The organism is Leucobacter sp. UCD-THU, assembly GCF_000349545.1.
GTDB lineage: Bacteria > Actinomycetota > Actinomycetes > Actinomycetales > Microbacteriaceae > Leucobacter > Leucobacter muris.
In genome coordinates, this window is sequence record NZ_KB714599.1 from 387,093 (window position 1) to 411,055 (window position 23,963).

Here is a 23,963-nt window from a genome sequence, read left to right on the forward strand (position 1 = left end):
GGAGCCCCTGCAGCAAAGCGTTGTGCGGCGCTGCGCGGTGTCGTTTCGTAAATAGTGATGTGAGTCTCACCGGTGCCTACGTAGTATGACGGTCTCGATGCGTGTGATGAGCTTTGGCGGTGGATACCGCTATCTACTCGACTCGGTGGTTGCCAGTGATGTCCCCCGGGGGCTCACTGAACCTCTGGTGCGCTACTACCAGCAAGCTGGAACCCCTCCGGGCATCTGGCACGGCTCCGGGGTAGGAGGCTTTCAAAGCTCGGCGATATTCGCAGGTGCCGTCGTCACAGAAGGTCAGCTACGTCTCCTACTCGGAAAAGCCTGCCATCCGATCACGGGTGAGCCCTTGGGGCGTCGCCTACCACGGCCGAAATCACTCGAGGAGAGGATCGAGAAGCGGGTCGCTTCGTTGCCGCTTTCGCTCACGCTCGATGAGCAGGCGGAAGCCACGTCGGCAATTGAAGAGGAAGAACAAGCTCGTACGATGCGACATCCGGTGGTCGGGTTCGACCACACCTTCTCGGTTCCGAAGTCTGTCTCTACGCTCTGGGCCGTGGCCGATGGGGGAACGCAAGCCTTGATCGCGCGGGCGCACCGGGCGGCGTTCTCCGAGGTGCTCGATCTCCTAGAACGGGATGTTGCAATGACCAGAGTCGGTGCGGATGCCGGTGATGGCTCGGTCGCGCAGGTGGAAGTGCGAGGCGTCATCGCGACCGCCTACGATCATTTCGATTCTCGTGCTGCTGACCCCCAGCTGCACACCCATGTCGTGATCGCGAATCGCGTCCAAGGCGTGCACGACGGCAAGTGGAGAACGCTCGATGGGCGCCCGATCCACCGGGCCGTTGTAGCGCTCTCGGAGCACTACAACGCGGTGCTCGCCGACCACCTAACCCGGGACCTCGGTGTCGAATGGGAGTGGCGTGATCGCGGCCCGCGCAGAAACCAGGCGTTCGAGATCGTCGGGGTGCCGGACGCACTGCTCGCCGAGTTCTCCTCGCGTTCCCACGACATCGAGCTACGCGCAGATGAGCTGATAGCGGAGTTCACCGAGAAACACGGAAGGCCTACCACGCAACAGACCCTGATTCGGCTCCGTGCCGCGGCGACGCTGATGACTCGCCCCGACAAGCAGAAGCGGTCTTTGGCTGAGCTCACAGAGCAGTGGAGGGCTCGTGCCGATGAGATTCTGGGCGCAGACTCTACAGAATGGGCGACCAATCTCTTGAAAGGCGCAGAACCGGTACGAGTCCCACTCCTCAGAGCATCTGATGCTTCGCTCGAACTCCTCGAAGAGATCGGCGGATCGGTTGTCGAGCAAGTCGGCAACAAGCGAACCACCTGGCGAAAATGGAACCTCTACGCCGAGGCGGCGCGCCAGCTCATGGATATCCGATTCGCTTCCACCGAAGACCGCGAAGCTGTCACCGGCCTTGTCGTCGACGCGGCTGAGCGCGCGTCTCTCCGACTCACACCGGGAGAGCTGGCCCATTCGCCCGTTGTCTTCCAACGCTCGGATGGAACGAGCGTGTTTCGCCCGAAAGACGCCGCGCTGTTCTCCTCCGCTGAAATGCTTGCCGCGGAGGACCGACTTCTCGCACTCGCCGCAACCGACGACGCTCCGAAAGCGGACGTGCGCCGTGTGGATCGTGCGATAGCCCGAAAGACGGATGCCGGCCACCTCCTCGGCGAGGATCAAGCACGGGCTGTTGCCCAAGTCGCGCTCTCCGGCCGGGCGGTCGACGTGATGCTCGGCCCGGCAGGAACGGGCAAGACCACCTCCTTGCTGGCACTCCGCAAGGCTTGGGAGAGCGAGTTCGGTCCCGGCTCAGTGGTGGGTCTCGCAACCTCCGCTCCTGCAGCTGAGGTCCTCGGTCAGGAGTTGGGCATCAAGACCGAGAACACCGCGAAGTGGGAGTACGAGCACCGCAACGGACGGTGGGATTTCAAGTCTGGACAACTGATCCTCGTCGACGAGTCCAGTATGGCGGGAACCTACTTCCTCGACCGGCTCATGGCACACGCGCGAAGCGTCGGTGCGAAAGTCGTCCTGGTTGGCGATCCTGCCCAGCTCGACGCGGTAGACCCTTCGGGCGTGTTCGGGCTGATTGCGCGGAACCTCGGCGGCGACGCTCCGCAGCTCAACGCGGTTCACCGCTTCGAGCACAAGTGGGAACGATCCGCCAGCCTGGCACTGCGGCTGGGAGACGAGAGTTCGATCGACACATATAAGAAGGAGCAGCGACTCACCGCCGGCGAATCCGAAGCGATGCTCGACGCCGTCTACAGCGCCTGGCTCACCGATATCCATGCCGGGCTCACGTCGTTGATGATCACCGAGACGATCGAAGCCACGATCGCACTCAACCAGCGCGCCCGGCTCGACCGCATCATCGCGAGCACCGTGGACGCGACCCGATCGCTGAAACTCCACGACGGTACCGAAGCGTCGAGAGGGGATCTGGTGATCACGCGAAGGAACAATCGCCGTCTGCGCCCGGACCGGAGATCCTGGGTCAAGAACGGAGACATCTGGAACGTCATCGAGGCCCATTCCGACGGCTCTCTCACGGTGCAGCGCACACATAGCAAGGGGAAGGCGATTCGGCTCCCGGCCAACTACGTCACCGAGCACGTCGAACTCGCCTATGCCATCACCGCCCACCGCGCACAAGGGGCGACGGTCGACACCGGCCACGTCGTCGTCCATTCGAACCAGATGACTCGCGAGGCCTTCTACGTGGCCATGACGAGAGGCCGCCAGTCCAATCACGCCTACGTCGCGATCGACCAGGCCCAACTCGAGGAACACCAGGCGCGACCAGATGAGGAAGTCACACTCGAATCCGTTCTCGCCGGGGTCCTCAGACATTCCGGCACTGAACTCTCCGCGCACGAAGCCATCGAAGCCGAACAGGAAAAGTGGTCGAGCATCGCCCAGCTGGCCGCGGAATACGACACAATCGCTCAGGTGGCACAACAGGATCGTTGGGTAGGCGTCCTCGAAGCCTCTGGGCTCCCAACCGAGCAGATCGACCAAATCGTGGAAGGCGATTCCTTCGGGGCGCTCGCGGCCGAGCTTCGCAGAGCCGCAGCGAACGGCCACCGCCCCGAAACCCTGGTACCTCAGGTTCTAGCGGGGCGCCCGATCACCCACGCGACCGATATCGGAGCGGTGCTCCGCCACCGGATACAACAGGCCACGACCGCGCGCACCGGGAGTACGCAGTCGCGCGCACCGCAGCTGATCGCCGGCCTCTTCCCGAAAGCAACCGGTGTCTCAGACCCGGACCTTCGGAGAGCGCTGAGGGAGCGAGAACAACTCATCGAGGGTCGCGCGCGTGCGCTCGCCCAGGCAGCACTGGACGAGCACCACCCCTGGATTGCCGAGCTGGGAGCGCCGCCCACGGGCCGCAGGAGGACCGCGTGGGAACGCAACGCGGCGACGGTAGCCGCCTACCGGGACCGCTACCGAGTGACCAGCGGTAAGACGTTCCTGGGGAAGATTACGGGAACAGTGCAACGCATCGACGCGGCACGAGCTCGGGCGGCCCTGAACCGGGCGGCCGCGCTCGCCGAGCGGGCGCCGAGTCGCCGCCGTTCTGCACCCGATCGGGCGGCTCCTCTGCGCCTCTAACCCCGCCCTTCCCCAGCGCGATGGCGGCGCGTAAAATAGAAGGAGTAGGCAGGCCTCCTGTAGCCGGTTCGCCGGCAATCCGCCTCCCGCTTCCGTGGGAGAACACCGAGAGACTGAACCTGTCGAAGTCGGCTGGTCACCGGAGTTTCATTCACCGTGATCTCTTGGAGGCCCCGATGTATCGCTTCATTCGCGGCACCGCGTTCCGAGCGGCAGTGCTCCTCGCAACTGCCCTCATGTTTCTGTCGGGTAGCCGACTCCGAGCCCTTGTGCGCCGTCGCCGAGGCCTGAAGTTCGGGATTCCCGCGATGCTCCTCGCAATCCCATACTGGCTCCTCGCCCAGTGGCTGATGGGTCTCGTCGCGGCCGGTGCCACGCCCGCGCTCCTCTGCATCGCGGTCCCCGCGGGCTTCTCGGCGCTGCTGTTTGTCGGCCTCGGCCCCTGGAGCCTGGTGCTGCTCGCTCGAGCCCGAGCGATCGAGGCCCACCAGGCCTGGCGAGCGCGTCGGACCCAGCCGGAGCCGGCGTGACCAGCCGGCACCGTGAAACGCACTGAGGGGGCGAGCCGATGGCTCGCCCCCTCAGTGTCGACTCCCTCCTCTACTCCTCGAACAGCTCGTCGAGACCGTCCAGCGCTTCGCCGTCGTCCCGATCCCTCTCGGTCGGCTCCTGCGCACCGTCGTTCTGCTCGGCACCTGCGCGCCGCTGAGCCAGCCGTCGGCCGAAGAGCAGCACTCCGCCGCTGGTGAGCAGCACGACGGCTGCGATCCCCGCTGGCAGGACCCAGTCGGTGCTGCCGGTCGTCGCCAGCGAGCCGGGGTGCTCCGGCGAGGAAGGCGGGGTGCCTGGCTTGTCCTTCACCACCGTGGTCTCGCCCGGTGCACCGAGATAGCCTTCGGCGAGCACTTCGCCCTCCTTCGTGTAGAGCGTCTCGACCCAGAACACGAGGCCGGCACGGTCAACCGTTGTGGCCCCGGACTGGTACTCACCTGGCCCGTCGACGGGGATCTTCTCGCTCGTGAAGAACGGGCCTCCCTCCGCGTCTTTCGCAGGCTGCGCCGCGTAGGGGCCGAACGCTCGGAACACCAGGTAGGAACCGTCGGGCAGGTTCTTCCCTTCGACGACGGCGGTATCCGAGAACGGGTCGCCCACCCAGGCCTCGGGCTGGGCCTTCGTGCTGACGCGCACCTCGACACCGGGCGGCGGCTTCGGCACATAGAAGCGCTCGAGCACGTCGGCCGGGCTCGACCGGAACGGCTGCACGCGGTCATCGCCCTCGAATACCGAGACCACGACGTAGAACCCCGGCTCGGTCGGCTGGATCCGATCCGCATCCGTGAACCCGACCCGATAGGTTGCGTTCCTCGCGGGCGTCGTGAGCTTCGTCAGAACGGGAGCGGAGCCGAGGTCGAGGTCATCGGTCAGCTGCTCATCCGACTCGAACGGCCCATACACCGTGTGCTCGATCACATCGCGATCGGCGCCCCAGTAGCCATCGCCGGTGAAATCGCCATGATCATCGGGGAACCCGGATACAACGATGTCGTCGAAAGCGCGGCCCGACACGTGCACGTTGTACTCCTTCACTTCGCTCGTGATCTTGACCGGATGGCGAACGCTGGTCGTCTCGACCGGGATCCCGTACTGATCGGTCCAGTCGGCCGCGATGTAATCGCGATACTGCTCGGGCTGCTGGTCGAGGCGCATCTCCCACACCCACGTCACGAACCCCGGGCCGGGGAATTCAACCGGGGGAGAGGTATAGACGCCAGGGGCGTTCGCCACGACCTCTACGGTTCCCAACGCTGTCGCATTCTCCGGTACCTCGGCCTGCTCAGCCGGCGGCAGCGTTCCCGGGACCTGGTAGGCGGTTCCCGTGAACGTGACCGGGATCGGTACGCCATCGATCTGCAGCCACTCGCCGTTGCTCGACTCGACGGTGATCGTGTCGGTCACCATGTCGCCGGGCACTGCGAGACGGGCATCCGACTTCGACTCGGCCACTGGCTGGAAGGGAACGACATGGGTCTCCGAGACGCGACCGAACCAGTCTCGGAAGCTCTCGCGAATGTACTTCGCGTTCGCGCCTTGCTCGTCCTTATCGATCTCCCACACCCACGTATAGAAGCCGGATTCCTCCGCGACGGTCTCCCCGGAAGAGTGGTAGGGGCCGGCTCCATGGTCGAGGACCAAGGTCTCGGTTCCCGCGATCGGCGCGCCCTCCGGAACCGTCTCCGACTCCTGGGGCTGTTCCGCGAACGGTCCGTACAACGTGCCTCGGGCGCTGAGCTCGACCGGGGCGCCGTCGATCACGATCCAGTCGCCCGGCCCCGTGGTCTCCACCGCCAGCTGATCCACGAAGGCATCGCCCTCTTCGACGTAGCGTGCGGCGACCTGCGTGCCGATCACGGGCTGGAAATCCAGCTCGATCAGTGGTGACTCCGCGGTCGCCGTGGCCGCGCCGGGCGTGCCCGCCGCCATCAGCCGCTGTGCACCCGGTGTCGCATAGAGATTCACTCGCGAGCCCAGCCCCGCACCGGCGTAGGACGCGGAGGCTCCGACCTTGTAGGCGGGCGCACCCGAGGGAGGGGTGCCGGTGATCGCATAGTTGCCGGGCGGGAGGGCCTTCGACGTGGAGCCGTCCGCGAATCGGGCGTTGGTCAGCGTCGCGGTTCCGGACATCGATGCCGGCTCGACGCCGACGGTGAGGGTGCCGTTGTACTGATCCCGCATCTGCACCGCGAGCGTCACCTTGGGGGAGACCGTCGCATTCGCCTCTGCCTCGGCCTCCATCGTCGCCAGGTTCGCCATGACGGTGGCACGCTCGCCCTCCGGGATCAGCCCGATGTAGTAGCCGCCCTTCTCGGCGTAAGCGCCCGGGTCGACGATCGTCCAGACGTAGAGCTGCACCGCGGCCGTGACCTGCGGGTTCGTCGAATCACCCCAGCGCGCCATCACATAGTTCAGGCGCGCGAGCGTTTCGTCGGACAGCCGATGGCCGTTGACGGTATCGAGCTGAGTCACCGTGGTCGGTCCGGAGGTCGGCTGCCCCAGCGGTGATGGCGAAAGGATGTCGAGGCAGTAGACCAGCTTCCCATCCGACTCGGCCACGAGCGCCCCGAGATACCCGTCGCTCTGGTTCCCGTAGGCCGGCCCAGCGGATGCCGCCTGCGCGCTCGGGGACGGCAGCACCGTCCCGCCGATGCCGAGCAGCAGCACGAGGAGCAGACCGACGAACTGCCAGATCTCCCGCGCCCTCCTCTCGGGAACGGGGGCCGGTCCGGTATCCAGCGCCGGCAATGTCTGATCGCTCATCCGTCTACTCCTCTGTTCGAACCTGCGGAGCGAATTCGTTCCGCACGAGAGGAGGCGCCGGTGGGACGTCACCCGGGGGAGCACCCGTGACGAGGGGCGGGCAAGCTACTATGGGCCTAGACCTTTGACGATGACGTCATGGAGATGCCGCACCCGGAGGGTCCGGCATCGGGTGGACCGGGTTCCGGGCATGGGCGCTCCCAGCGCCTACCGGATACTCATCGAAATCACCCGACATCGACCCGCAGCGACCGGCTATACTCGGAGCAGGCGGAGCGTCTACAGTCCCAAGAACACACGGGAACTCAAGAAGCTCCACGACGACCGGGGCAACCGGATTGAAGCCGCGACCATGACGGGGTCGCAGGTTCAAATCCTGTCATCCCGACGAAGAACCCCCGGTGAGGTCATGAATCTCACCGGGGGTTCCGTCGTATGGCCCTCGTGAACGCCGATGGGTTCCCCGCGACCTCCCCGGTTGCGGAACGCGGCCGTGCGGATGGCCCTCGGCGTCAGCCCGCGAGGAGTGCAGGGGTTCCGGTGAGCGATGCGGCGGTTCTCAGGGTGACGCGCAGCGCCTCGGCCGGATCGAGGCGCCCTGCCACCACAGGAATGGCGATACCGTCCTCGACCGCGAGAAGCGCACGAGCGATGTCTCGCGAGCTCATGGAGAGCTCCATGACGCGCGCCCGCGATCCCGCATCGAGGATCTCCTGGAACAGGTCGAGTTGTTCCGTCTCGAATCTGCGGCCCGAAGCGGCGATGCGTTCCTGGCGGATCGCCAACGCCGAGAGCTCGATCAGCAGCACCGTCGCCGCGCGTGAACTCGAGTGCTCCTGGGGCACCCCGAGTGCGAGGCACTGGCTGAGCTGCTCGACGGGCTCGGAGATGCTCTGCACGCGCTCGCGGCGGCGCACGAGGTACTGCTCCACGGCGCTGGCGTAGGTGTCCGCGTAGAGGTCTGAAAGATCGGGGTAGTAGTAGCTCACCGCGGCCGGCGTGACCCCTGCGGCCTCGGCGATGTCGATCAAGCGCGCCCCGCCCTGCCCGTGTCGTACGAGGAGCCCCGTGGCGACTGCCACGAGTTCTCGTTTGCGGCCTTCTTGATTGCGGGGACGTGCCATGCAGCCATTGTTTCAGAGCCGTGCGGTCTCGTCGCGTTGACATCGTCGAATTAGTTATTTAAAGTATCATTAATTAATGAAAGGAAGGCTATGAGCCGATCACTCGGTGTTGCGCTGGTGCAGCACCCCGCAGCTTCTCTCCCGCAATTCGAGGCACAACTCAGAAGGGGGGTGGCTGCCCACCCCGAGATGCGACTCTGGGTGTTCCCCGAACTCCATCTCGACACCCCTGCCGGCACTATCGATGTCGAACAACTGGCGCGCCCGATCACCGACGATCGTTTCGCCGAGTTGGGCGCGATCGCGGCCGAACTCGGCATCTGGCTGGTGCCCGGCACGTTCTACGAGCGCGGAGTCGGCGGGCGAGTGCACAACACCGCCGTGGTGTTCGGCCCGGACGGCGCCGTTCGGGCGAGTTATCGAAAGATCTTCCCCTGGCGGCCCGCCGAGGTGTGCGCCCCCGGAGAGGCCTTCACCGTCTTCGAGATCCCGGGATACGGCAACGTGGGGCTCTCGATCTGCTACGACATCTGGTTCCCGGAACACACGCGGCAGCTGGCGTGGCAGGGCGCCGACGTGATCCTCAACCTGGTGCAGACCAACACGAGCGATCGTGAGCAGGAACAGGCGATCGTGCGCGGCAACGCCATCATGAACCAGGTGTGGATCGCCTCGGTCAACGCGTCCGCGCCGACCGGACGCGGACGCTCTCTCCTGGTCGACCCGGATGGCGCCGTGCGCATGTCGTCCGGTACGTCGGGGGACGAGATCCTCACGACGGTCATCGACTTCGAGCAGGTGGACGACGTGCGCCGATTCGGCACCGCCGGCGTCTCCCGACCGTGGGCGCAATTCAGGCGAGAAGACGAGCCCGTGGAACTGCCTCTCTACTCGGGGCGCATCACCCCGAGTGCCTGGGCCCCCCGCACGACGGAGGTCCGCGCATGAGCGTCGTCATGGAGACCACGAGTGCTCCCGCCACGAAGCTCCTCCCGCGCCTCGGACTGCTCGGGGTCGTGTTCTTCGGACTCGCCTACATGTCGCCGAGCATCGTCACCTCGACCTTCGGCGTCGTCTCCGAGACGAGTCGCGGGGCTGCGCCGACCGCCTACCTCGTCGCCACCGCAGCAATGCTGCTCACCGCGGTCGCATATGCGGTGCTCGCCCGCGAGTATCCGACGGCTGGATCGGCCTACACCTATGTGGGGCGCACTCTCGGCCGGGTGGTGGGCTTCTTCGCCGGGTGGGTGATCCTGCTCGACTATCTGTTCCTGCCCATGGTGGCCTGGCTCATCCAATCCACCTATCTGCATGCGCAGTTCCCGGGGATCCCCCTGTGGGTGTGGCTGCTCATCAATGTCGGGGCGACGACGACCATCAATCTCCTCGGGATCGCGCTCGCCGACCGCGTCAACATCGTGCTCACGATCACGGCGATGGCCTCGGTCGCCGCGCTCGTCGTGGTGCTGCTCCTCTTCCTCGGTCGTGAGGGTGGAGGGCCCGCCTCGAGCGCCATGTGGAACGAAGAGACGAATCTCGTCGCGGTGAGTTCGGCGGCGGCCGTCGCCGCCTACTCCTTCCTCGGCTTCGACGCGATCTCCACGCTGAGCGAGGAGACCAAGCAGCCTCGACGCGACATTCCGCGGGGCATCGTGCTCGCCGTACTGCTCGGCGGGTGCATCTTCGTCGGCGTCTCCTTCCTCATGCAGCTCGTGCACCCCGGCGGCGTATTCGAGAACGCGGACACCGCGGGCTACACCCTCTCGATCTTCGCGGGAGGTGAGGCGTTCACCAACGTGAACAATCTGGTCAGCGTGATCGCGGGCTTCGGTTCCGGTCTCGCGATCCAGGCGACCTCGAGCCGGCTGCTGTACGTGATGGGGCGCGACGGCGTGCTGCCCAGGTCGGTCTTCGGTCGCCTCAGCTCGGTCTTCCGCGTGCCGTGGATCAACATCCTGCTGATCGGGCTCATCGGCATGCTCGGGATCCTGCTCGACATCGGGAAGGCGACCGCGTACATCAACTTCGGCGCATTTCTCGCGTTCGCGCTCGTGAACGTCGCATTCCTCGTGTGGATCTGGCGCAGCTTCCGTACCCGCAGTAGCGTGGCGCGCGCGGCTCTGCTCAGCCTGCTGCCGATCGCGGGTTTCGCGGTCGATCTGTACCTCTTCTCGAAGCTGCATCCCGAGGCGTACGCGATCGGGGGCGGCTGGCTGGTCCTCGGTCTCGTGATGCTCGGGATCGCCACCCGCGGATTCCGTCGTCCGGTGCCGGTGCTCTCCGAGCGCTAGACGCGTCGCTCGGCCGCGCTGCGAGCATGGTCGGGCGGCGAGGCGCGCCCCGGGGGCGCGGCGGTTCTCGGCCTCCGGGGCGGGCATCGAACGTCGAGGCGAGTACTCTGAGGGCATGGACGACGGCACCGATGCCCGGCCCGCGATTCAGGTCGCGGGGCTGACGGTGCGGCGCGGCCGGAGCACGGTGCTCGACGACGTCGGGTTCGAGATACCGCGCGGGCAGGTCACTGGTCTGCTCGGCCCCTCGGGCTGCGGCAAGAGCACGCTGATGCGCTCCGTGGTCGGGGTGCAGGGCGGGGTCGCGGGCGAACTGCGCGTGCTCGGCGAGCCGGCGGGATCGAAGCGGCTGCGTCGCCGGGTCTCCTACGCCACGCAGGCCGCGTCGGTGTACGACGACCTCACCGTGCAGCAGAACCTGCGCTACTTCGCCCGCGTGCTCGGCGCGCCCGGCGGCGATACCGAGCGCGTGATCGAGCTGGTCGGCCTGGGCGGCCACGCGAAGCGACAAGTCGAGGCGTTGAGCGGCGGGCAGCGCAACCGGGTCTCGCTGGCTGCAGCGCTGCTCGGGTCGCCCGACGTGGTCGTGCTGGACGAGCCCACCGTCGGCCTCGACCCCGTGCTCCGGGTCGAGCTGTGGGATCTCTTCCGAGAGCTCGCGGCCACCGGCACCACCCTCCTCGTCAGCAGTCACGTGATGGACGAGGCGCTGCGCTGCGACCGCCTGCTGCTGATGCGCGAGGGCCGCATCATCGCCGACACCTCGCCCGCCGACCTGCTCGAGCGGACCGGCACGACCGACCCCGAGGCCGCGTTCCTCGCGATCGTCGCGACACAGGGCGGCGCGCCCGCGCGGCCTCCGGCTGCGGCGTCCCACCACGGGAGGCACGAGGCCGCCGACCCCGCAGAGGCTTCGAAGGAGGGTACGGGATGACCCTCACCCGCACCCTTGCCACCGCCGGCCGCGTGCTGCGGCAGCTCGGTCACGACCCGCGATCCATCGCTCTGCTGCTGCTCATGCCGAGCCTGCTCGTCGGCCTCTTCGCGTGGCTGCTCGACGAACAGGAGGGGGCGTTCGAGCAACTCGGCGGGCCGATCCTGGCTCTGTTCCCCTTCATCCTCATGTTCATCATCACGTCGGTGACCACCCTGCGGGAGCGCCGATCCGGCACGCTCGAACGGCTGATGACCACACCCCTCGGCAAGGGCGACTTCATCGCGGGCTACGCGCTCGCGTTCGGCCTCGCCGCCGCCGTGCAGGCGGTGATCACGGTCGGCTTCGCGGTGGTCGTGTGCGGGCTCGAGGTCGACGGTCCGATCTGGCAGCTGGGGCTCGTCGCCGTGCTCGACGCCCTGCTCGGCACCGGGCTCGGGCTGCTCGCCAGCGCCTTCGCCCGCACGGAGTTCCAGGCGGTGCAGTTCATGCCGGTGCTCGTCTTCCCGCAGATCCTGCTCGGCGGACTGCTGATGCCGCGAGATCGCATGCCCGACCCGCTGCACGCGGTCTCGGACTGGCTGCCCCTCAGCTACGCGATCGACGCGGTAAACGCGGTGACCCGCGGCGACGTGGGTTGGGAGCTGGGCGGGCCGCTGATCGTGATCGGCGCAGTGACGCTGGCCGCGCTCAGTCTGGCCGCGCTGACCCTGCGCCGACGCACGCCGTAGAGCGAGCGGCACTGCGGCACGGCGGCGCGGCCGCGCTGCAGCCGGGCGCCCCGGCGGACCGCCCAGCAGCGCCCTGCGCAGCCGGGTCCCCGAGGCGCCGGGTTACGACCCCGTGCTCCTCCGGTTCCAGAGCTGATGCGTGAGACCGCTCGAACTGCTGACCGACTCGAGGGTGAAGCGATCCTCGAAGCCCGTGACATCGTGCCACAGGCTCACCCCGCGCCCCAGTGTGATCGGCACGATCACCAGGTGCATGAAGTCGATGAGATCTGCGCGCAGGAACTGCCGCACGGTGGTCGGGCCGCCCCCGATGCGCACGTCGAGGCCGTCCGCGGCCTCCTTCGCCCGGCGCAGCACCTCTTCGGGGGTGTCGTCGACGAAGTGGAAGCTCGTGCCGTTCTCGAACACCATCTGCTCGCGCGGGTGGTGGGTGAGTACGAAGCAGGGCGTCTTGAAGGGCGGTTGCTCGCCCCACCAGCCGCGCCAGCCGTCGTCCGGCCAGGGCCCCTGCTGCGGGCCGAACTTGCGGCGGCCCATGATCTCGGCGCCGATGCCCTGTCCCCACATGCTGAACAGCGCCCGGTCGAGGGTGACCGGCTCCTGCACCCGGTGCACCCCCTCGATGACGCGGCCGTCGAACCACCCGAAGAGACGGCTGGCGTCTCCGATCGGCTGATCGAACGTCACGTACTCTCCGGCCGAGTAGCCGTCGAGCGATACGAACTGATTGTGCACGCGAGTGCGGACCATGACCCCTCCAGAGGCTCGTGCGATCCCGAGCCGATCCCGGGTCGTGGGTGTCGGGCGGTTGCCGTCGCCAGGCGAATCCCCGAAGCCCGGTGCGAACCGGGGGTCGTGTGCTCGGGTGGCGCACTCGCAGGTTAGATGATCGTGCCCGGTCGCGCCACCCCTGGAAAGCCCGGCGCCGCTGGCGCAGTCTGGAGAGACGACGCATCATGAGGAGGAGGGCACCATGGACGAGCAGATGCCGCGCGCGGTCGAGGAGGGTGCCGAGCGCGCCGAGGAGGTCGTCGAGAAGACGAACACCGGATCGGACGCCGAGTCGGCGGCCGGGGCGGGCGGTGAGCCCGGTGGCGAGCCGTCCCAGGAGACGGGGCGGGGCGAGGTGGACGCCGCCCGCGACGTCACCGACGACGAGCGATGGCAGCAGCCGCAGGAGCCTCGGACCACCGTCGACTGACCGCCGCTGAACGACGAGGGCTCCGCGTCCGCTCGAAGAGAGCGGGCGCGGAGCCCTCGTTCGTGTGCGTCGCGCTTAGGCCGGACTGTTCTCCAGCTGCGCGGGGGTGGGATCGGAGGCCTGAATGGTCTGCGGCGTCTCGCCGGCTCCGCCGGTCATGACCTCCACCTTGCGCGGCTTCGCGCGCTCGCTGACCGGGATCGTGACGCACAGGACCCCGTTGTCGTAGCTGGCGCTGATGCGTTCGGTGTCGATGCCCTGGCCCAGGCTCAGCTGGCGCAGGAAGCTGCCGGCGGTGCGCTCGCGGGTGATCCACTTCACGTTCTCGGCGTCGGGCAGGGTGCGCTCGGCTCGGATCGTGAGGAGCTGCCCGTCCACGTCGATGTCGACGGAGCCGGGATCCATGCCGGGGAGGTCTGCCGTCAGCAGGTAGTGGTCGCCATCGCGATAGAGATCCATCGGCATCTGCCGGGGGCCGCGGAGCGGTTCGCTGAGCAGCACGTCGGCGAGGCGTTCCACGTCGCGGAGGGGGTTGTAGCTTGCCATGTTCGCACCTTTCTCTCATCTGGCGATACGGAGTTCGAAAGTTGAGTCGATGCGACTCAACCTGCTTGTAGATTAGCACTCTCGAGGTGGGAGTGCTAAGAGGCGTTCGCTGAGGGCAAACGAGCCGGCGGGTGAGGACGGATCCTCTCCCGGGTGCGTGGGCGCCTATCATCGCGCGATCCTGAGCCGCAATGGGCAGCGAACCGTGACCCGCGCTCGTTAGACTGCGAACACAGAGTCGCAGGGGGTGCCATGACCGAAATGCAGGACATGACGGGCGGTCGCGAGCTCGTCATGGTTTCCAATCGACTTCCCGTCGACCGCGTGGTCGCGAGCGACGGATCGACCTCCTGGCGCACCTCGCCCGGGGGGCTCGTCACCGCCGTCGCGCCCATCGTCGAGCAGCTCGGCTGCCTCTGGGTCGGGTGGGTCGGCGCCGCCGACGAGCAGCTCGAGCCCTTCGAGATCGGATCGATGCGCCTCGCCCCCGTCGAACTCAGCGAAGACGACATCGAGTTCTACTACGAGGGCTTCTCGAACGGCACGCTGTGGCCGCTCTACCACGACGTGATCGCGCGCCCCGACTTCCACCGCGTGTGGTGGGACCGCTACCGTCGGGTGAACCAGCGGTTCGCGGAGCGCGTCGCCGAGCAGGCCGCCCGGGGAGCGATCGTGTGGGTGCACGACTACCAGCTGCAGCTCGTGCCCGCCATGCTGCGCGAACTGCGCCCCGACCTCACGATCGCGTTCTTCCTGCACATCCCGTTCCCGCCGAGCCGCCTCTTCGCACAGCTGCCGTGGCGCAAGAGCGTCGTCGAGGGGCTGCTCGGCGCCGACGTGATCGGGTTCCAGCAGGTCACCGACGCGGTCGCCTTCCGCATGACCGCCGAGCGCTTCACCCGCGTGCCCGCCCTCGGCAATACGATCGTCGTACCCGGCACCGCCGACCATCCGTCGCGCACGGTGCTCGCCCAGGAGTTCCCGATCTCGATCGACGCCGCAGCCTTCGCCGAGGTCGCCGCCCGCCCCGAGATCCAGCAGCGCGCGCGGGAGATCCGCGCCGAGCTCGGCAACCCCAAGACGGTCATGCTGGGCGTCGACCGGCTCGACTACACGAAGGGCATCCGCCACCGCCTCAAGGCGTTCGACGAGCTGCTCGGCGACGGTGAGATCGACCCCGCCGACATCGTGTTCGTGCAGGTCGCGAGCCCGAGCCGCGAACGCGTCGACGCCTACCGGCAGCTGCGTGACGAGGTCGAGCTCACGGTGGGGCGCATCAACGGCGAGCACGGCTCGATCGGGCACGCGCCGCTCGTCTACCTGCACCGCGGACACACCCGCGACGAGATGGTGGCCCTCTACCTCGCGGCCGACGTGCTGCTCGTCACACCGCTGCGCGACGGCATGAACCTCGTGGCGAAGGAGTACGTGGCGTGCCGGGCCGACGAGCAAGGGGTGCTGGTGCTGAGCGAGTTCGCGGGCGCGGCCGACGAACTGCGCGACGCGCTGCTCGTCAACCCCCACGACATCGAGGGGCTCAAAGCCGCGATCGTGCGCGCCGCGCACATGCCGCGCGAGGAGCAGCGCCGACGGATGCGCTCGCTGCGGCGCACCGTCTACGACAACGACGTGGCGCATTGGGCGACGGGCTACCTGGGCGCGGTTCGCGCGGCCGCCGAGTCGCAGCGCCCCAGCCAGACCGGGCACCGCACCGAGCCGATCCAGGTCAGCACGGCGTTCGTGCCGCGCAGCATCGACGACCGGGTGCGGCGCCTCGCCGCGCTCCCGCAGCTCATCGTGGCGAGCGACTTCGACGGCACGCTCGCGCCCATCGTGCCCCGGCCGCAGGACGCGCGGATCCTGCCCCGGGCGCGTCAAGCGCTCGAGGTGCTGCGCAGCGCGCCCGACACCTACGTCGCGGTGCTGACGGGCCGCTCGCTCGAGGGGCTCGCCGAGACCGGACTGCAGAGCGAGGGCTGGATCGTGTCGGGCTCGCACGGCTCCGAGCTGACGGGGCTCGACGTCGGCGCCGTCGCCGGCGCCGGGGAGGCGCCGCCGCTCGGCAGCCCGCTCACCGATGAGGAGCACGAGCGCCTGCAGCGGATCGCGCGCCGCTTCGAGCGCGTGCTGGGCGGCGAGCCGGGGGTGCGTCTGGAGCGCAAGCCGTTCGGGATCGCGGTGCACACGCGCCAGGTGGCCGATTCCGAGCAGGCGGACGAGCTGATGGCCGCCGCCGTCGAGCTGGGGCTCGCGGCCGAGATGCACGTGCGCGAGGGCAAGCAGGTGCGCGAGTTCTCGGTGCGCGACTCGAACAAGGGATCGGTGCTGCGCAGCATCCGCGCGGCACTGCCGAACGCGCCCGTGCTGTTCCTCGGCGACGACGTCACCGACGAGGACGTGTTCACCTCGCTGGGCCACGACGACCTGGGCATCAAGGTGGGAGACGGCGCGACGGCCGCGGTGGAGCGCGTGCCGGATCCCGAGACCGCCACGGCGGTGCTCGCGCTGCTCGCCGAACTGCGCACCGGCATCATCATCGGCTCCGAGTAAGCCCGGCTTCGGGTCACGGCCGCCTATCGGTTGTCCGCCTGCGAAATCAACCCCGGTGACACCGCGCCCCGGGCGCTCTACGCTCGAACTCCAAGCCGGGGCGCGCCGCGCCGGCTGAACGCGAAGGAGGGCCACATGGCAGCCGATGAGTTCCGCAGCTTCGGGGTCGAGGAAGAATACCTGCTGCTCGACGTCGAACACGGCGCCCCGACCGACCTCGCCGCCGAGCTCGTGCGCTCGGCTCCGAACTCGGTGGCTCCCGCCGAGCGCGAATTCTTCTCGAGTCAGCTCGAAACCGCCACCCCGGTGTGCCGCACCGCCGAGGAAGCGCTCGACACGCTCACGGGCTTTCGCAGCGCGCTGTCGCGTGAGGCCGCGGATCGCGGCATCGTGCTGGCAGGCAGCGGCCTGCCGCCCGTCGGCGGCGACGCGGCCGGAACCGTCACGCCGAAGTCACGGTACCGCGAGCTCGACGCGCAGCTGAGGAACGCCGCGGCCTACCAGTACGTCACCGGCACGCACGTGCACGTCGAGATCCCGTCTCCCGACGCCGGGGTCGAGGTGCTCGCCCGGCTGGCGCCGTGGGCGCCGGCGCTGCTCGCGATGACCGCGAACTCCCCGCTCTGGTGCGGCGAGCCGACGGGCTTCGCGAGCTGGCGCCACATCATGAACATGTCGTGGCCGGTGGCCGGGTTCCCGCCCGACTTCGAGAGCGGCGACGACTACGCACGTGCCGTCGAACAGCTCGTCGACAGCGGCGTGCTGCTCGACTCTGGGGTGGTGACCTGGCTGGCTCGGCTCTCCCAGAACTACCCGACGATGGAGCTGCGCATCGCCGATGCGCAGCTGGAGGCCGAGGACGCCGTCTGCTTCGCGGTGCTCGTGCGCGCCCTCGTGGAGCGCGCCCTGAGCGACGCCGAGGCGGGCGCGCCGCGGCCGCGCGCGACCCCGGGGCTCGTGAACGGCGCGATCTGGATGGCGGCGCGCGATGGCCTCGGCGCCGACCTCATCGATCCGACCACCGCGCGCTCCGAGCCCGCCTTCGACACCCTCGAGCGCATGGTCTCGGGGGTGGAAGCCGAGCTGCGCCGCACCGACGACCTCGAGCGCGTGCGGGGCTACGTCGAGCGCCTGCGCCGCACCGGCGGCCCGGCCCGCCGCCAGCTCGAACGGTTCGAGGACGACGGCCTCGAGGGCCTCATCCGGCTCTACCGGGACAGCTCGCGCGTCGAGCCGGCCTGAGGGTCCGGGCACCCGCCCGCCCCTCTTCGAGATGCGGGGCGCTGAACCGCTGCTCGTCGAGATGATGAACCGGCAATCCGATGCTCCGCATCTCGGAAGCACGGGTCTCTAGTCGGCGGCCGCGCTCGCGATGAGCTCCCGCGTGAAGGGGTCGCCCGGATCCGCGAACACCCGCTCCGTCTCACCCGACTCGACGACGCGCCCGTCGCGCATGATGAGCACGCGGTCGCACACGGTGCGCACCGCCGCGAGATCGTGCGAGACGAACACGAGCGAGACGCCGCGCCGCTCCTGCAGATCCCGCAGCAGTCGCAGGATGCCGGCCTGCGTGGTCACGTCGAGCGCCGACACCGGTTCGTCGCAGACGAGCACGTCGGGTTCTGCGGCGAGGGCTCGCGCGATCGCGATGCGCTGGCGCTGACCGCCCGAGAGCGTCGCGGGTCGGCGATGCAGGTACTCGGGGCCGAGCCCGACCTGCGCGAGCAGTTCGACGGGCGAGCGGCCGGCGTCGCGCAGCGAGGCGGTGAGGATCCTGCCGACCCGCCAGCGCGGGTCGAACGTGGAAAGGGGGTCCTGCGGGATGAGCCGCACGCGGCACCCGGGATCGACGCGCTCGACCGATCCCGCGTCCGGCTGCTCGGCGCCCACGAGGATGCGCGCGAGTGTGCTCTTGCCCGCCCCGGACTCGCCGACCACGCCGACGGCCTCACCGCGCCGCAGCACGAGGTCGACCCCGTGCAGACCCGTCGTGCCGCCGTCGGGAGCCGGGAAGCGGCGAGCGGCGCCGTGCAGCGCGAGCAGCGCGGGTGAATCGGAGGAGGCGGGGGAGCCGGAGGCTTCGGCGGCGGTTCGGCTCGCCGACCGGGGCTTCGGGCCGCGCGGGATCGCGTCGACGAGCGCGCGGGTGACGGGGTGGGCGGGCCGGTGCAGGATCTGCTCGGCGGCGCCCTGCTCGACGACGCGGCCCCGGTCCAGCACGGCGATCCGATCGGCGACGCGGGCGACACTTGCGAGATCGTGGCTGATGAGCAGGATCGCCGTGCCCCGCCGCTTCACCTCGTCGAAGAGGCGCAGCACGCGGGTCGCCGTGGTGGGGTCGAGCGCGGTGGTCGGCTCGTCGGCGACGAGCAGCTCGGGCTCGTGCACGAGCGCCGATGCGATGAGCGCCCGCTGACGCATGCCGCCCGACAGCTCGCCCGATCGCTGCCGCAGGCGGGATGCGGCGTCGGGGAGGCCGGCCCCCTCGAGCGCGCGGATCACGGCGGCGCGCCGCTCGCGGCGGCCGATCCCGCGCACCGCGAGGGCCTCGCCGACCTCGGCCTCGATGGTGCGCAGCGGGTCGAGCGACTGCAGCGCGTCCTGCAGCACGAGCGACACGGAACGCCCCCGCAGCCCGCGCCACTGCCGGGGCGTGAACCTGCGGGCATCGCGGCCCGCCGCTTCGAAGGCGTCGGCGCGTACCGTCCAGCGGGGGTCCGCCTGGGTCAGTCCGAGCAGGGTGCGGGCGAGCACCGATTTGCCGGCGCCCGATTCGCCGACCACCGCCACGCACTCGCCGGGGCGCACCCGCAGATCGATGCCGTCGAGCACGGGCCGGTCGCCGGCCGGGCCTCCCGCATCGCGCGTGCCCCGGGCGCTCGCGCCGAAACCCGACCGCGGGCCGCGCAGCGCCGCACTGAGCCCCTCGACCTCGAGCACGGCCGTCGCGCCGTCCCCGGTCGGAACCGACCTAGTCACGAGCATTCCCCAATCGTCGCCCCAGCACCGTGAGCGCCCCCGCGACCAGCACGATCGCGAGGCCCGGGCACACCGTCATCCACCAGGCCGTCGTGAGGTACACGCGCCCCGCGTTCAGCATCGCCCCCCACTCGGGCGAGGGAGGCAGGGCCCCGAGACCGAGGAAGCCGAGCGCCGACACCCAGACGATGGCCTGGCCGATCCCGAGCGTCGCGGCCGAGGCCAGCGGCCACAGCGAGTTCGGCGCGATGTGCCGCACGAATACCCGCGCCGGGCCCACCTCGTCGAGTCGGGCCCACTCCACGTAGCCGCTGGCCGCGATGCCGCGCACACGAGCGCGCAGCATGCGCGCGTAGCCGGGGATCGTGGCGAGGCCGATCGCGAGGATCGACGCGGTGGGGCCGGATCCCATCACCGAGATGAACAGCAGCGCCATCACGAGCGTGGGCAGCGCGAACAGCACCTCGAAGACGCGGTCGAGCGAACCGTCGAGCCAGCGCGGGCCGAGCCCGGCGGCGAAGCCGAGCGCCGCCCCGACGCCGATGCCGATGCCGGTCGCCGCGAGGCCGATGCCCACCGACGCGGCGGCGCCGTGCACGACGCGGGTGAAGAGATCGCGGCCGGACTCGTCGGTGCCGAAGAGGTGCGCTGCCGAGGGCGGCTGGAAGCTGTCGGCCGGGTGCACCGCGAGCGGGTCGCCGGGGGCGAGCAGTCGCGGTGCGCAGACCGCGACGAGGGCGAGCAGCAGGATCGCCGTGCTGATCCATCCCGACCATCCGAGGCGCAGGCCGAGCACGACCCCGCCCTCGCGTCCTCCGAATCGCCGAGCACTCATGCGGGGATCACCCCTCGGTGGCGCAGTCGCGGATCGACCAGGTGCTCGAGCAGATCCGAGAGCAGCATGATCGCCACGTACAGCAGTGCGATCACCACGACCGCCCCGATCACCACCGGCACGTCGCGCACCGTCGCCGCCTCGAGCAGCATGCGCCCGATGCCCTGCCGGGCGAAGAGCGCCTCCACCACTACGGCTCCGCTCAGCAGCGAGCCGTACGCCCACCCCGACAGCGCGAGCGCGGGCAGCGCGGCGTGGCGCAGCGTGTGGCTGAACAGCACCCGCGCCTCCGACGCCCCCCGCGAGCGGGCCGTCACGGCGAACGGGGCGTCATCGGCCTCGACGAGGGATCCCTGCAGCACGTGCGCGAGATAGCCCGCGATCGGCACGGCGAGCGTCACGACGGGCAGCACGAGGCCGGTGGGCGACGATCCGCTCGTCGCGGGCAACAGGCCGAGGCCGCTCGCGAAGACGAGGATCAGCACGGCTCCCACGAAGAACTGCGGGGCGACCGATGCCACCGTCTCGAGGCCGGCCAGCGCCGAACGGATCGCGCGGCCGACGCGGCCGCGGCCCGCGACCGCGACGACGAGCGCGCCGAGCACCACGAGCACCCAGGCGAGCAGCAGCGCGAGCGTCGCGATCACGAGCGTGGGCGGCAGGTTCGCGGCGAGCAGCTCGGCCACCGGCTGTTTCCGGGAGTAGGAGTCGCCGAACTGCAGCGTCGCCGTGTTCCACAGCTGCGCGAGGTACTGCACGACGAGGGGCCGGTCGAGCCCGTAGGCCTCTCGCGCGCGGTCCGTCGCCTCGGCACCGGCCTGCGATCCCGGTCCGCCCATGATCGCCTCGAGCGGGTCGCCCGAGAGTCGCAGCGCGAAGAACACGACGGTGGCGGTCAACCAGACCACGAGCAGGGCTGCACCGATCCGCGTCGCGAACGCGCGCGCGATCCCTCTGGCTCTCACGTGAACTGCTGCCCCTCGGTCGAAGCGGTGCGCGCGGCTCGCCCCCCGGCGCGCCGATCCGCGGAGCGGCGTCCTGCGCCGGTCGGGCACGGGACGCCGCTGCGGGTCGGCCCATCGGGGCGAACGCCTCGCACTCGGATACGCCTATTCTGCCGGTCGCCGCTCAGGCGATCCGTGCGTTGACGAACGTGGGGGTGGCCACCGTGCCGAGGGTGGTCACGCCCTCGACGCCGTTCACCAGGAAGTGATTCTGCTGGTCGTAGAGCGGCAGCACGGTGTAGCTCTCGAGAATGCGCTGCTGCGCCTCGGCGTAGAGCTTCGTACGCTGCGCCTCGGCGAGGGTGGCCGAGGCCTGCTCGAGGATCGCGTCGAGCTCGGGATCCTTGAGCTGCGCGTTGTTGGCGAAGTAGCCCGACGGCGCCGGGATGGTGCCGTCGGAGTGGTACAGGACGCGCAGCACGTCGGGGCCGACCTTGGTGTAGGGGGCGCTGACGGCCTCGTACTCGTGCGCGGCGAGCGCGCCGTACCAGCTGCTGAGGTCGACCGGTTCGAGGATCACGTCGAAGCCGACGACCGCCGCGTTCGCCTGGATCTGCTCGAAGAGCGACTGCTCGGCGGCGGTCGACTGGTTGGTGCTGACCGGGAAGCGCACGTCGAGGCGCTCGCCGTTCTTCACGCGCACCCCGTCGTCGCCCTTCTCGGTCCAGCCCGCCTCGTCGAGCAGCGCGTTCGCGGCATCGGGGTCGGTCTCGAACAGCGACTCGTCGCCGGCCGCGGTCGGCTCGGTGCTCGAGAGCGGCGAGTACGAGCGCGTCGCGACGCCCCGGAACAGGGACTCGACCCCGGGGTTCGGATCGGCGACGCGGATGAACGCCTCGCGCACGCGGGCGTCGTCGAACGGCGCCTGACCCGAGTTCAGCTCGATGCGGTTGACGGCGCCCGGACGGGGGGCGTCGATGTGCTCGATGCCGTCGCCACCGTTCTCGGCCGCGACGATGTCGGCGGGAAGCGGGTTGTCGATGACGTGCACCTCACCCGAGGTGAGCGCCGCATTGCGGGTCGCCGCATCGGGGATGAAGCGCCACTCGATGCGCTCGAGGTGCGCGGGGCCCTCGTGGTCGGCCTCGGGACCGGGGGTGCGGTAGTCGTCGTTGCGCACCAGGTCGACCTGCTGCTGCGGCGTCCAGCCCTCGACGATGAACGGGCCGGTGCCGATCGGGGCCTGGCAGTTCTCCTCCATGCCGCGCTCGATGCCGGCGGGCGACTGGATCGCGGTCCACTGCTGGCTCAGCGACTCGAGCAGGGCCGAGTCGGGGGAGGAGAGGTGGAAGCGCACGTGCGTGTCGTCGACGACCTCGATCTCGGCGATCTTCTGCACGGCGAGGTAGCCGGTGGAGGACTGCGTGTCCGGATCCTGCAGGTGCTCGATGTTCGCCTTGACCGCGGCGGCGTCGAGCGGAGTGCCGTCGGTGAAGGTCACGCCCTCCTGCAGCGTGAAGTCCCAGGTGAGGCCGTCGTCGCTCGGCTGCCACTCGGTCGCGAGCCACGGCTGGATCTGGCCGCTCGCGTCGCGGCCCACCAAGGGCTCGAGGTACTGGGTCGAGATGAGGGCCTGCGGGTAGTTGCCGCCCACGTGGGGATCGAGGCAGGTCGGCTCGGCGTCGCCGGTCGCATAGATCAGCGTGCCGCCCTCCTGCGGGGCGGCGTCGCCGGCGTCGGCGCTGCACGAGCTGAGGGCGAGGGCGCCGGCCGCGGCGAGCGCGATCAGCGAGAGCGGGCGGGCGGAGTGTCGGGACATGGGTGCGTGAAGCTCCTCGGGTCGGGGCTGGAGAGGGGTCGGATTCGAATCCTCAGGATTTATTAGATCCGGTTCAACAAATCGATACTAGCGCACACCGCATGCACCGGGTCCCGTCTCACGCGCACGACGCGCGCTGCGTCCTGCCCCGCGGCCGAAGCGGGAGCCGGCCGGCTGAGTAGGGTATTGGCATGAGCTCTCCCACGCGCGGGCGCCCGCCCGCCTCCTCCCGCGAGGTGCTCGCCGACGCGGCGTGCGAGCTGTTCCTCGAACAAGGGTACGAGGCGACCTCCATCACCGAGATCGCCCGCAGGGCCGGGGTGAGTCGGTCGAGCTTCTTCAACTACTTCGCGGGCAAATCTGAGATCCTGTGGTTCGGCTTCGACCGCCGCGTCGACGCGCTGCTCGACGCACTCGCCGATCCCGCGCCGCCCCTCGCCGACGCCCTCGCGGTCTTCGCCCTCGGCGACACCCCCGACACGCTCGCCCTCGCCATCGTCGACGCCCGCACGATGGGGGTCGAGCCCGAACTCGAGGCCGGCCGCGCCGCGCGCCAGCTGCGCATCGGCACCGCGATTGCGGCTCGGCTCGAACGCGACGGCGTCGAAGCCGTGCGCGCCTGCGTGGCGGGAGCCGGGTACGCGGCCGCGCTCGTCTCCGCGGTGTGGCGCTGGGCCGACCGGGGTGCGGGGCGCAACCGCCTCGATCTCATGCTGCTCGACGCGCTCGCGACCGCGCGAGCCACGCTCGAGCCTCGCGGCTGACGGCTCGCCCCGGCGCGATCGGAGGTGCGCTGGTAGGGGCTCCTGGCGGGGCGCTGCTGGTGGGGTCGCGCTGGCGGGGTGGCGCTGGTGGGGTCGCGCTGGCGGGGTGCTGCTGGTGGGATCGCACTGGCGGGGTGACGCTGGTTGGGGGGTGACGCTGACGCTGACGCCATCGAGTGGTCGATAAGTGCTGCCTCTCGCCGCTGCGGGCGCGCTTTTCGACCATTCGCGGCCGGGAAGGGGGAGAAAAGGGGGGAGGGGGAAGCGGTAAGGAAGAAGCAAGAACGGGGAAG

General features: G+C 69.5%; 18 protein-coding genes. 10 read left to right on the forward strand and 8 right to left on the reverse strand.

What is annotated here, in order from left to right; translation table 11 throughout:
- Nucleotides 1–85: 85 nt before the first annotated feature.
- Together mobF and H490_RS31965 are read left to right on the forward strand one after the other, a co-directional pair.
- A complete protein-coding gene (gene mobF, locus H490_RS19225; RefSeq protein WP_031289657.1) occupies nucleotides 86–3,637 on the forward strand; it encodes a MobF family relaxase in 3,552 nt (1,183 codons plus the stop codon).
- A 308-nt stretch (nucleotides 3,638–3,945) separates the two neighbouring features.
- A complete protein-coding gene (locus H490_RS31965) occupies nucleotides 3,946–4,167 on the forward strand; it encodes a hypothetical protein (protein WP_152424174.1) in 222 nt (73 codons plus the stop codon).
- A gap of 70 nt (nucleotides 4,168–4,237) precedes the next feature.
- Here H490_RS31965 and H490_RS19235 read toward each other — a convergent pair whose 3' ends face one another.
- Both H490_RS19235 and H490_RS19240 read right to left on the reverse strand, forming a co-directional pair.
- Nucleotides 4,238–6,952 carry a hypothetical protein gene (locus tag H490_RS19235; RefSeq protein WP_017883044.1) on the reverse strand — a complete coding sequence of 905 codons (2,715 nt, stop codon included), beginning with the start codon at nucleotides 6,950–6,952 and terminating at the stop codon, nucleotides 4,238–4,240.
- Nucleotides 6,953–7,464: 512 nt separating this feature from the next.
- A complete protein-coding gene (locus tag H490_RS19240; RefSeq protein WP_051066127.1) occupies nucleotides 7,465–8,076 on the reverse strand; it encodes a TetR/AcrR family transcriptional regulator in 612 nt (203 codons plus the stop codon).
- Between the two features lie 90 nt (nucleotides 8,077–8,166).
- Between H490_RS19240 and H490_RS19245 the strand changes: the two genes are divergently transcribed.
- The 4 genes from H490_RS19245 to H490_RS19260 all read left to right on the forward strand — a co-directional run bounded on the left by H490_RS19245 (nucleotide 8,167) and on the right by H490_RS19260 (nucleotide 12,032).
- On the forward strand, nucleotides 8,167–9,024 hold the full coding sequence (locus tag H490_RS19245; RefSeq protein ID WP_031289660.1) for a carbon-nitrogen hydrolase family protein: 858 nt from the start codon (nucleotides 8,167–8,169) through the stop codon (nucleotides 9,022–9,024).
- Nucleotides 9,021–10,367, forward strand: coding sequence for an APC family permease (locus tag H490_RS19250; protein ID WP_017883047.1), 1,347 nt, complete (start codon nucleotides 9,021–9,023; stop codon nucleotides 10,365–10,367). Before H490_RS19245 ends, H490_RS19250 begins: the two co-directional genes overlap by 4 nt.
- 115 nt (nucleotides 10,368–10,482) lie before the next feature.
- Nucleotides 10,483–11,301, forward strand: a complete 819-nt coding sequence (locus H490_RS19255) for an ABC transporter ATP-binding protein (RefSeq protein ID WP_017883048.1) — start codon at nucleotides 10,483–10,485, stop codon at nucleotides 11,299–11,301.
- On the forward strand, nucleotides 11,298–12,032 hold the full coding sequence (locus H490_RS19260) for an ABC transporter permease (protein ID WP_017883049.1): 735 nt from the start codon (nucleotides 11,298–11,300) through the stop codon (nucleotides 12,030–12,032). The genes H490_RS19255 and H490_RS19260 overlap by 4 nt, the downstream gene beginning before the upstream one ends.
- 102 nt (nucleotides 12,033–12,134) lie before the next feature.
- Here H490_RS19260 and H490_RS19265 read toward each other — a convergent pair whose 3' ends face one another.
- A complete protein-coding gene (locus H490_RS19265) occupies nucleotides 12,135–12,782 on the reverse strand; it encodes a dihydrofolate reductase family protein (protein WP_017883050.1) in 648 nt (215 codons plus the stop codon).
- A 223-nt stretch (nucleotides 12,783–13,005) separates the two neighbouring features.
- Between H490_RS19265 and H490_RS19270 the strand changes: the two genes are divergently transcribed.
- The gene (locus H490_RS19270; RefSeq protein ID WP_017883051.1) at nucleotides 13,006–13,233 is read left to right on the forward strand and encodes a hypothetical protein; all 228 of its coding nucleotides are present in this window, start codon (nucleotides 13,006–13,008) and stop codon (nucleotides 13,231–13,233) included.
- A 75-nt stretch (nucleotides 13,234–13,308) separates the two neighbouring features.
- On the opposite strand, the gene H490_RS19275 is transcribed toward H490_RS19270, so the two are convergent.
- Entirely contained in the window at nucleotides 13,309–13,779 is a 471-nt protein-coding gene (locus tag H490_RS19275; RefSeq protein ID WP_017883052.1) for an Hsp20/alpha crystallin family protein, read from the reverse strand.
- Between the two features lie 252 nt (nucleotides 13,780–14,031).
- Here H490_RS19275 and H490_RS19280 point away from each other — a divergent pair, with 252 nt between their 5' ends.
- Both H490_RS19280 and H490_RS19285 read left to right on the forward strand, forming a co-directional pair.
- Nucleotides 14,032–16,329 carry a bifunctional alpha,alpha-trehalose-phosphate synthase (UDP-forming)/trehalose-phosphatase gene (locus tag H490_RS19280; RefSeq protein WP_031289662.1) on the forward strand — a complete coding sequence of 766 codons (2,298 nt, stop codon included), beginning with the start codon at nucleotides 14,032–14,034 and terminating at the stop codon, nucleotides 16,327–16,329.
- 135 nt (nucleotides 16,330–16,464) lie between these two features.
- Nucleotides 16,465–17,571, forward strand: coding sequence for a carboxylate-amine ligase (locus H490_RS19285; protein ID WP_017883054.1), 1,107 nt, complete (start codon nucleotides 16,465–16,467; stop codon nucleotides 17,569–17,571).
- A gap of 108 nt (nucleotides 17,572–17,679) precedes the next feature.
- Here H490_RS19285 and H490_RS19290 read toward each other — a convergent pair whose 3' ends face one another.
- From H490_RS19290 to H490_RS19305, 4 genes are all read right to left on the reverse strand, one after another.
- On the reverse strand, nucleotides 17,680–19,314 hold the full coding sequence (locus tag H490_RS19290) for an ABC transporter ATP-binding protein (RefSeq protein ID WP_017883055.1): 1,635 nt from the start codon (nucleotides 19,312–19,314) through the stop codon (nucleotides 17,680–17,682).
- Nucleotides 19,301–20,143, reverse strand: coding sequence for an ABC transporter permease (locus H490_RS19295; RefSeq protein WP_152424175.1), 843 nt, complete (start codon nucleotides 20,141–20,143; stop codon nucleotides 19,301–19,303). The genes H490_RS19290 and H490_RS19295 overlap by 14 nt, the downstream gene beginning before the upstream one ends.
- Nucleotides 20,140–21,108, reverse strand: a complete 969-nt coding sequence (locus tag H490_RS19300) for an ABC transporter permease (protein WP_017883057.1) — start codon at nucleotides 21,106–21,108, stop codon at nucleotides 20,140–20,142. Before H490_RS19300 ends, H490_RS19295 begins: the two co-directional genes overlap by 4 nt.
- Nucleotides 21,109–21,271: 163 nt before the next feature.
- Nucleotides 21,272–22,906, reverse strand: a complete 1,635-nt coding sequence (locus H490_RS19305; RefSeq protein ID WP_017883058.1) for an ABC transporter substrate-binding protein — start codon at nucleotides 22,904–22,906, stop codon at nucleotides 21,272–21,274.
- Nucleotides 22,907–23,097: 191 nt separating this feature from the next.
- On the opposite strand from H490_RS19305, the gene H490_RS19310 reads away from it, so the two are divergent.
- Nucleotides 23,098–23,670, forward strand: a complete 573-nt coding sequence (locus H490_RS19310) for a TetR/AcrR family transcriptional regulator (RefSeq protein ID WP_017883059.1) — start codon at nucleotides 23,098–23,100, stop codon at nucleotides 23,668–23,670.
- Nucleotides 23,671–23,963 lie beyond the last annotated feature (293 nt).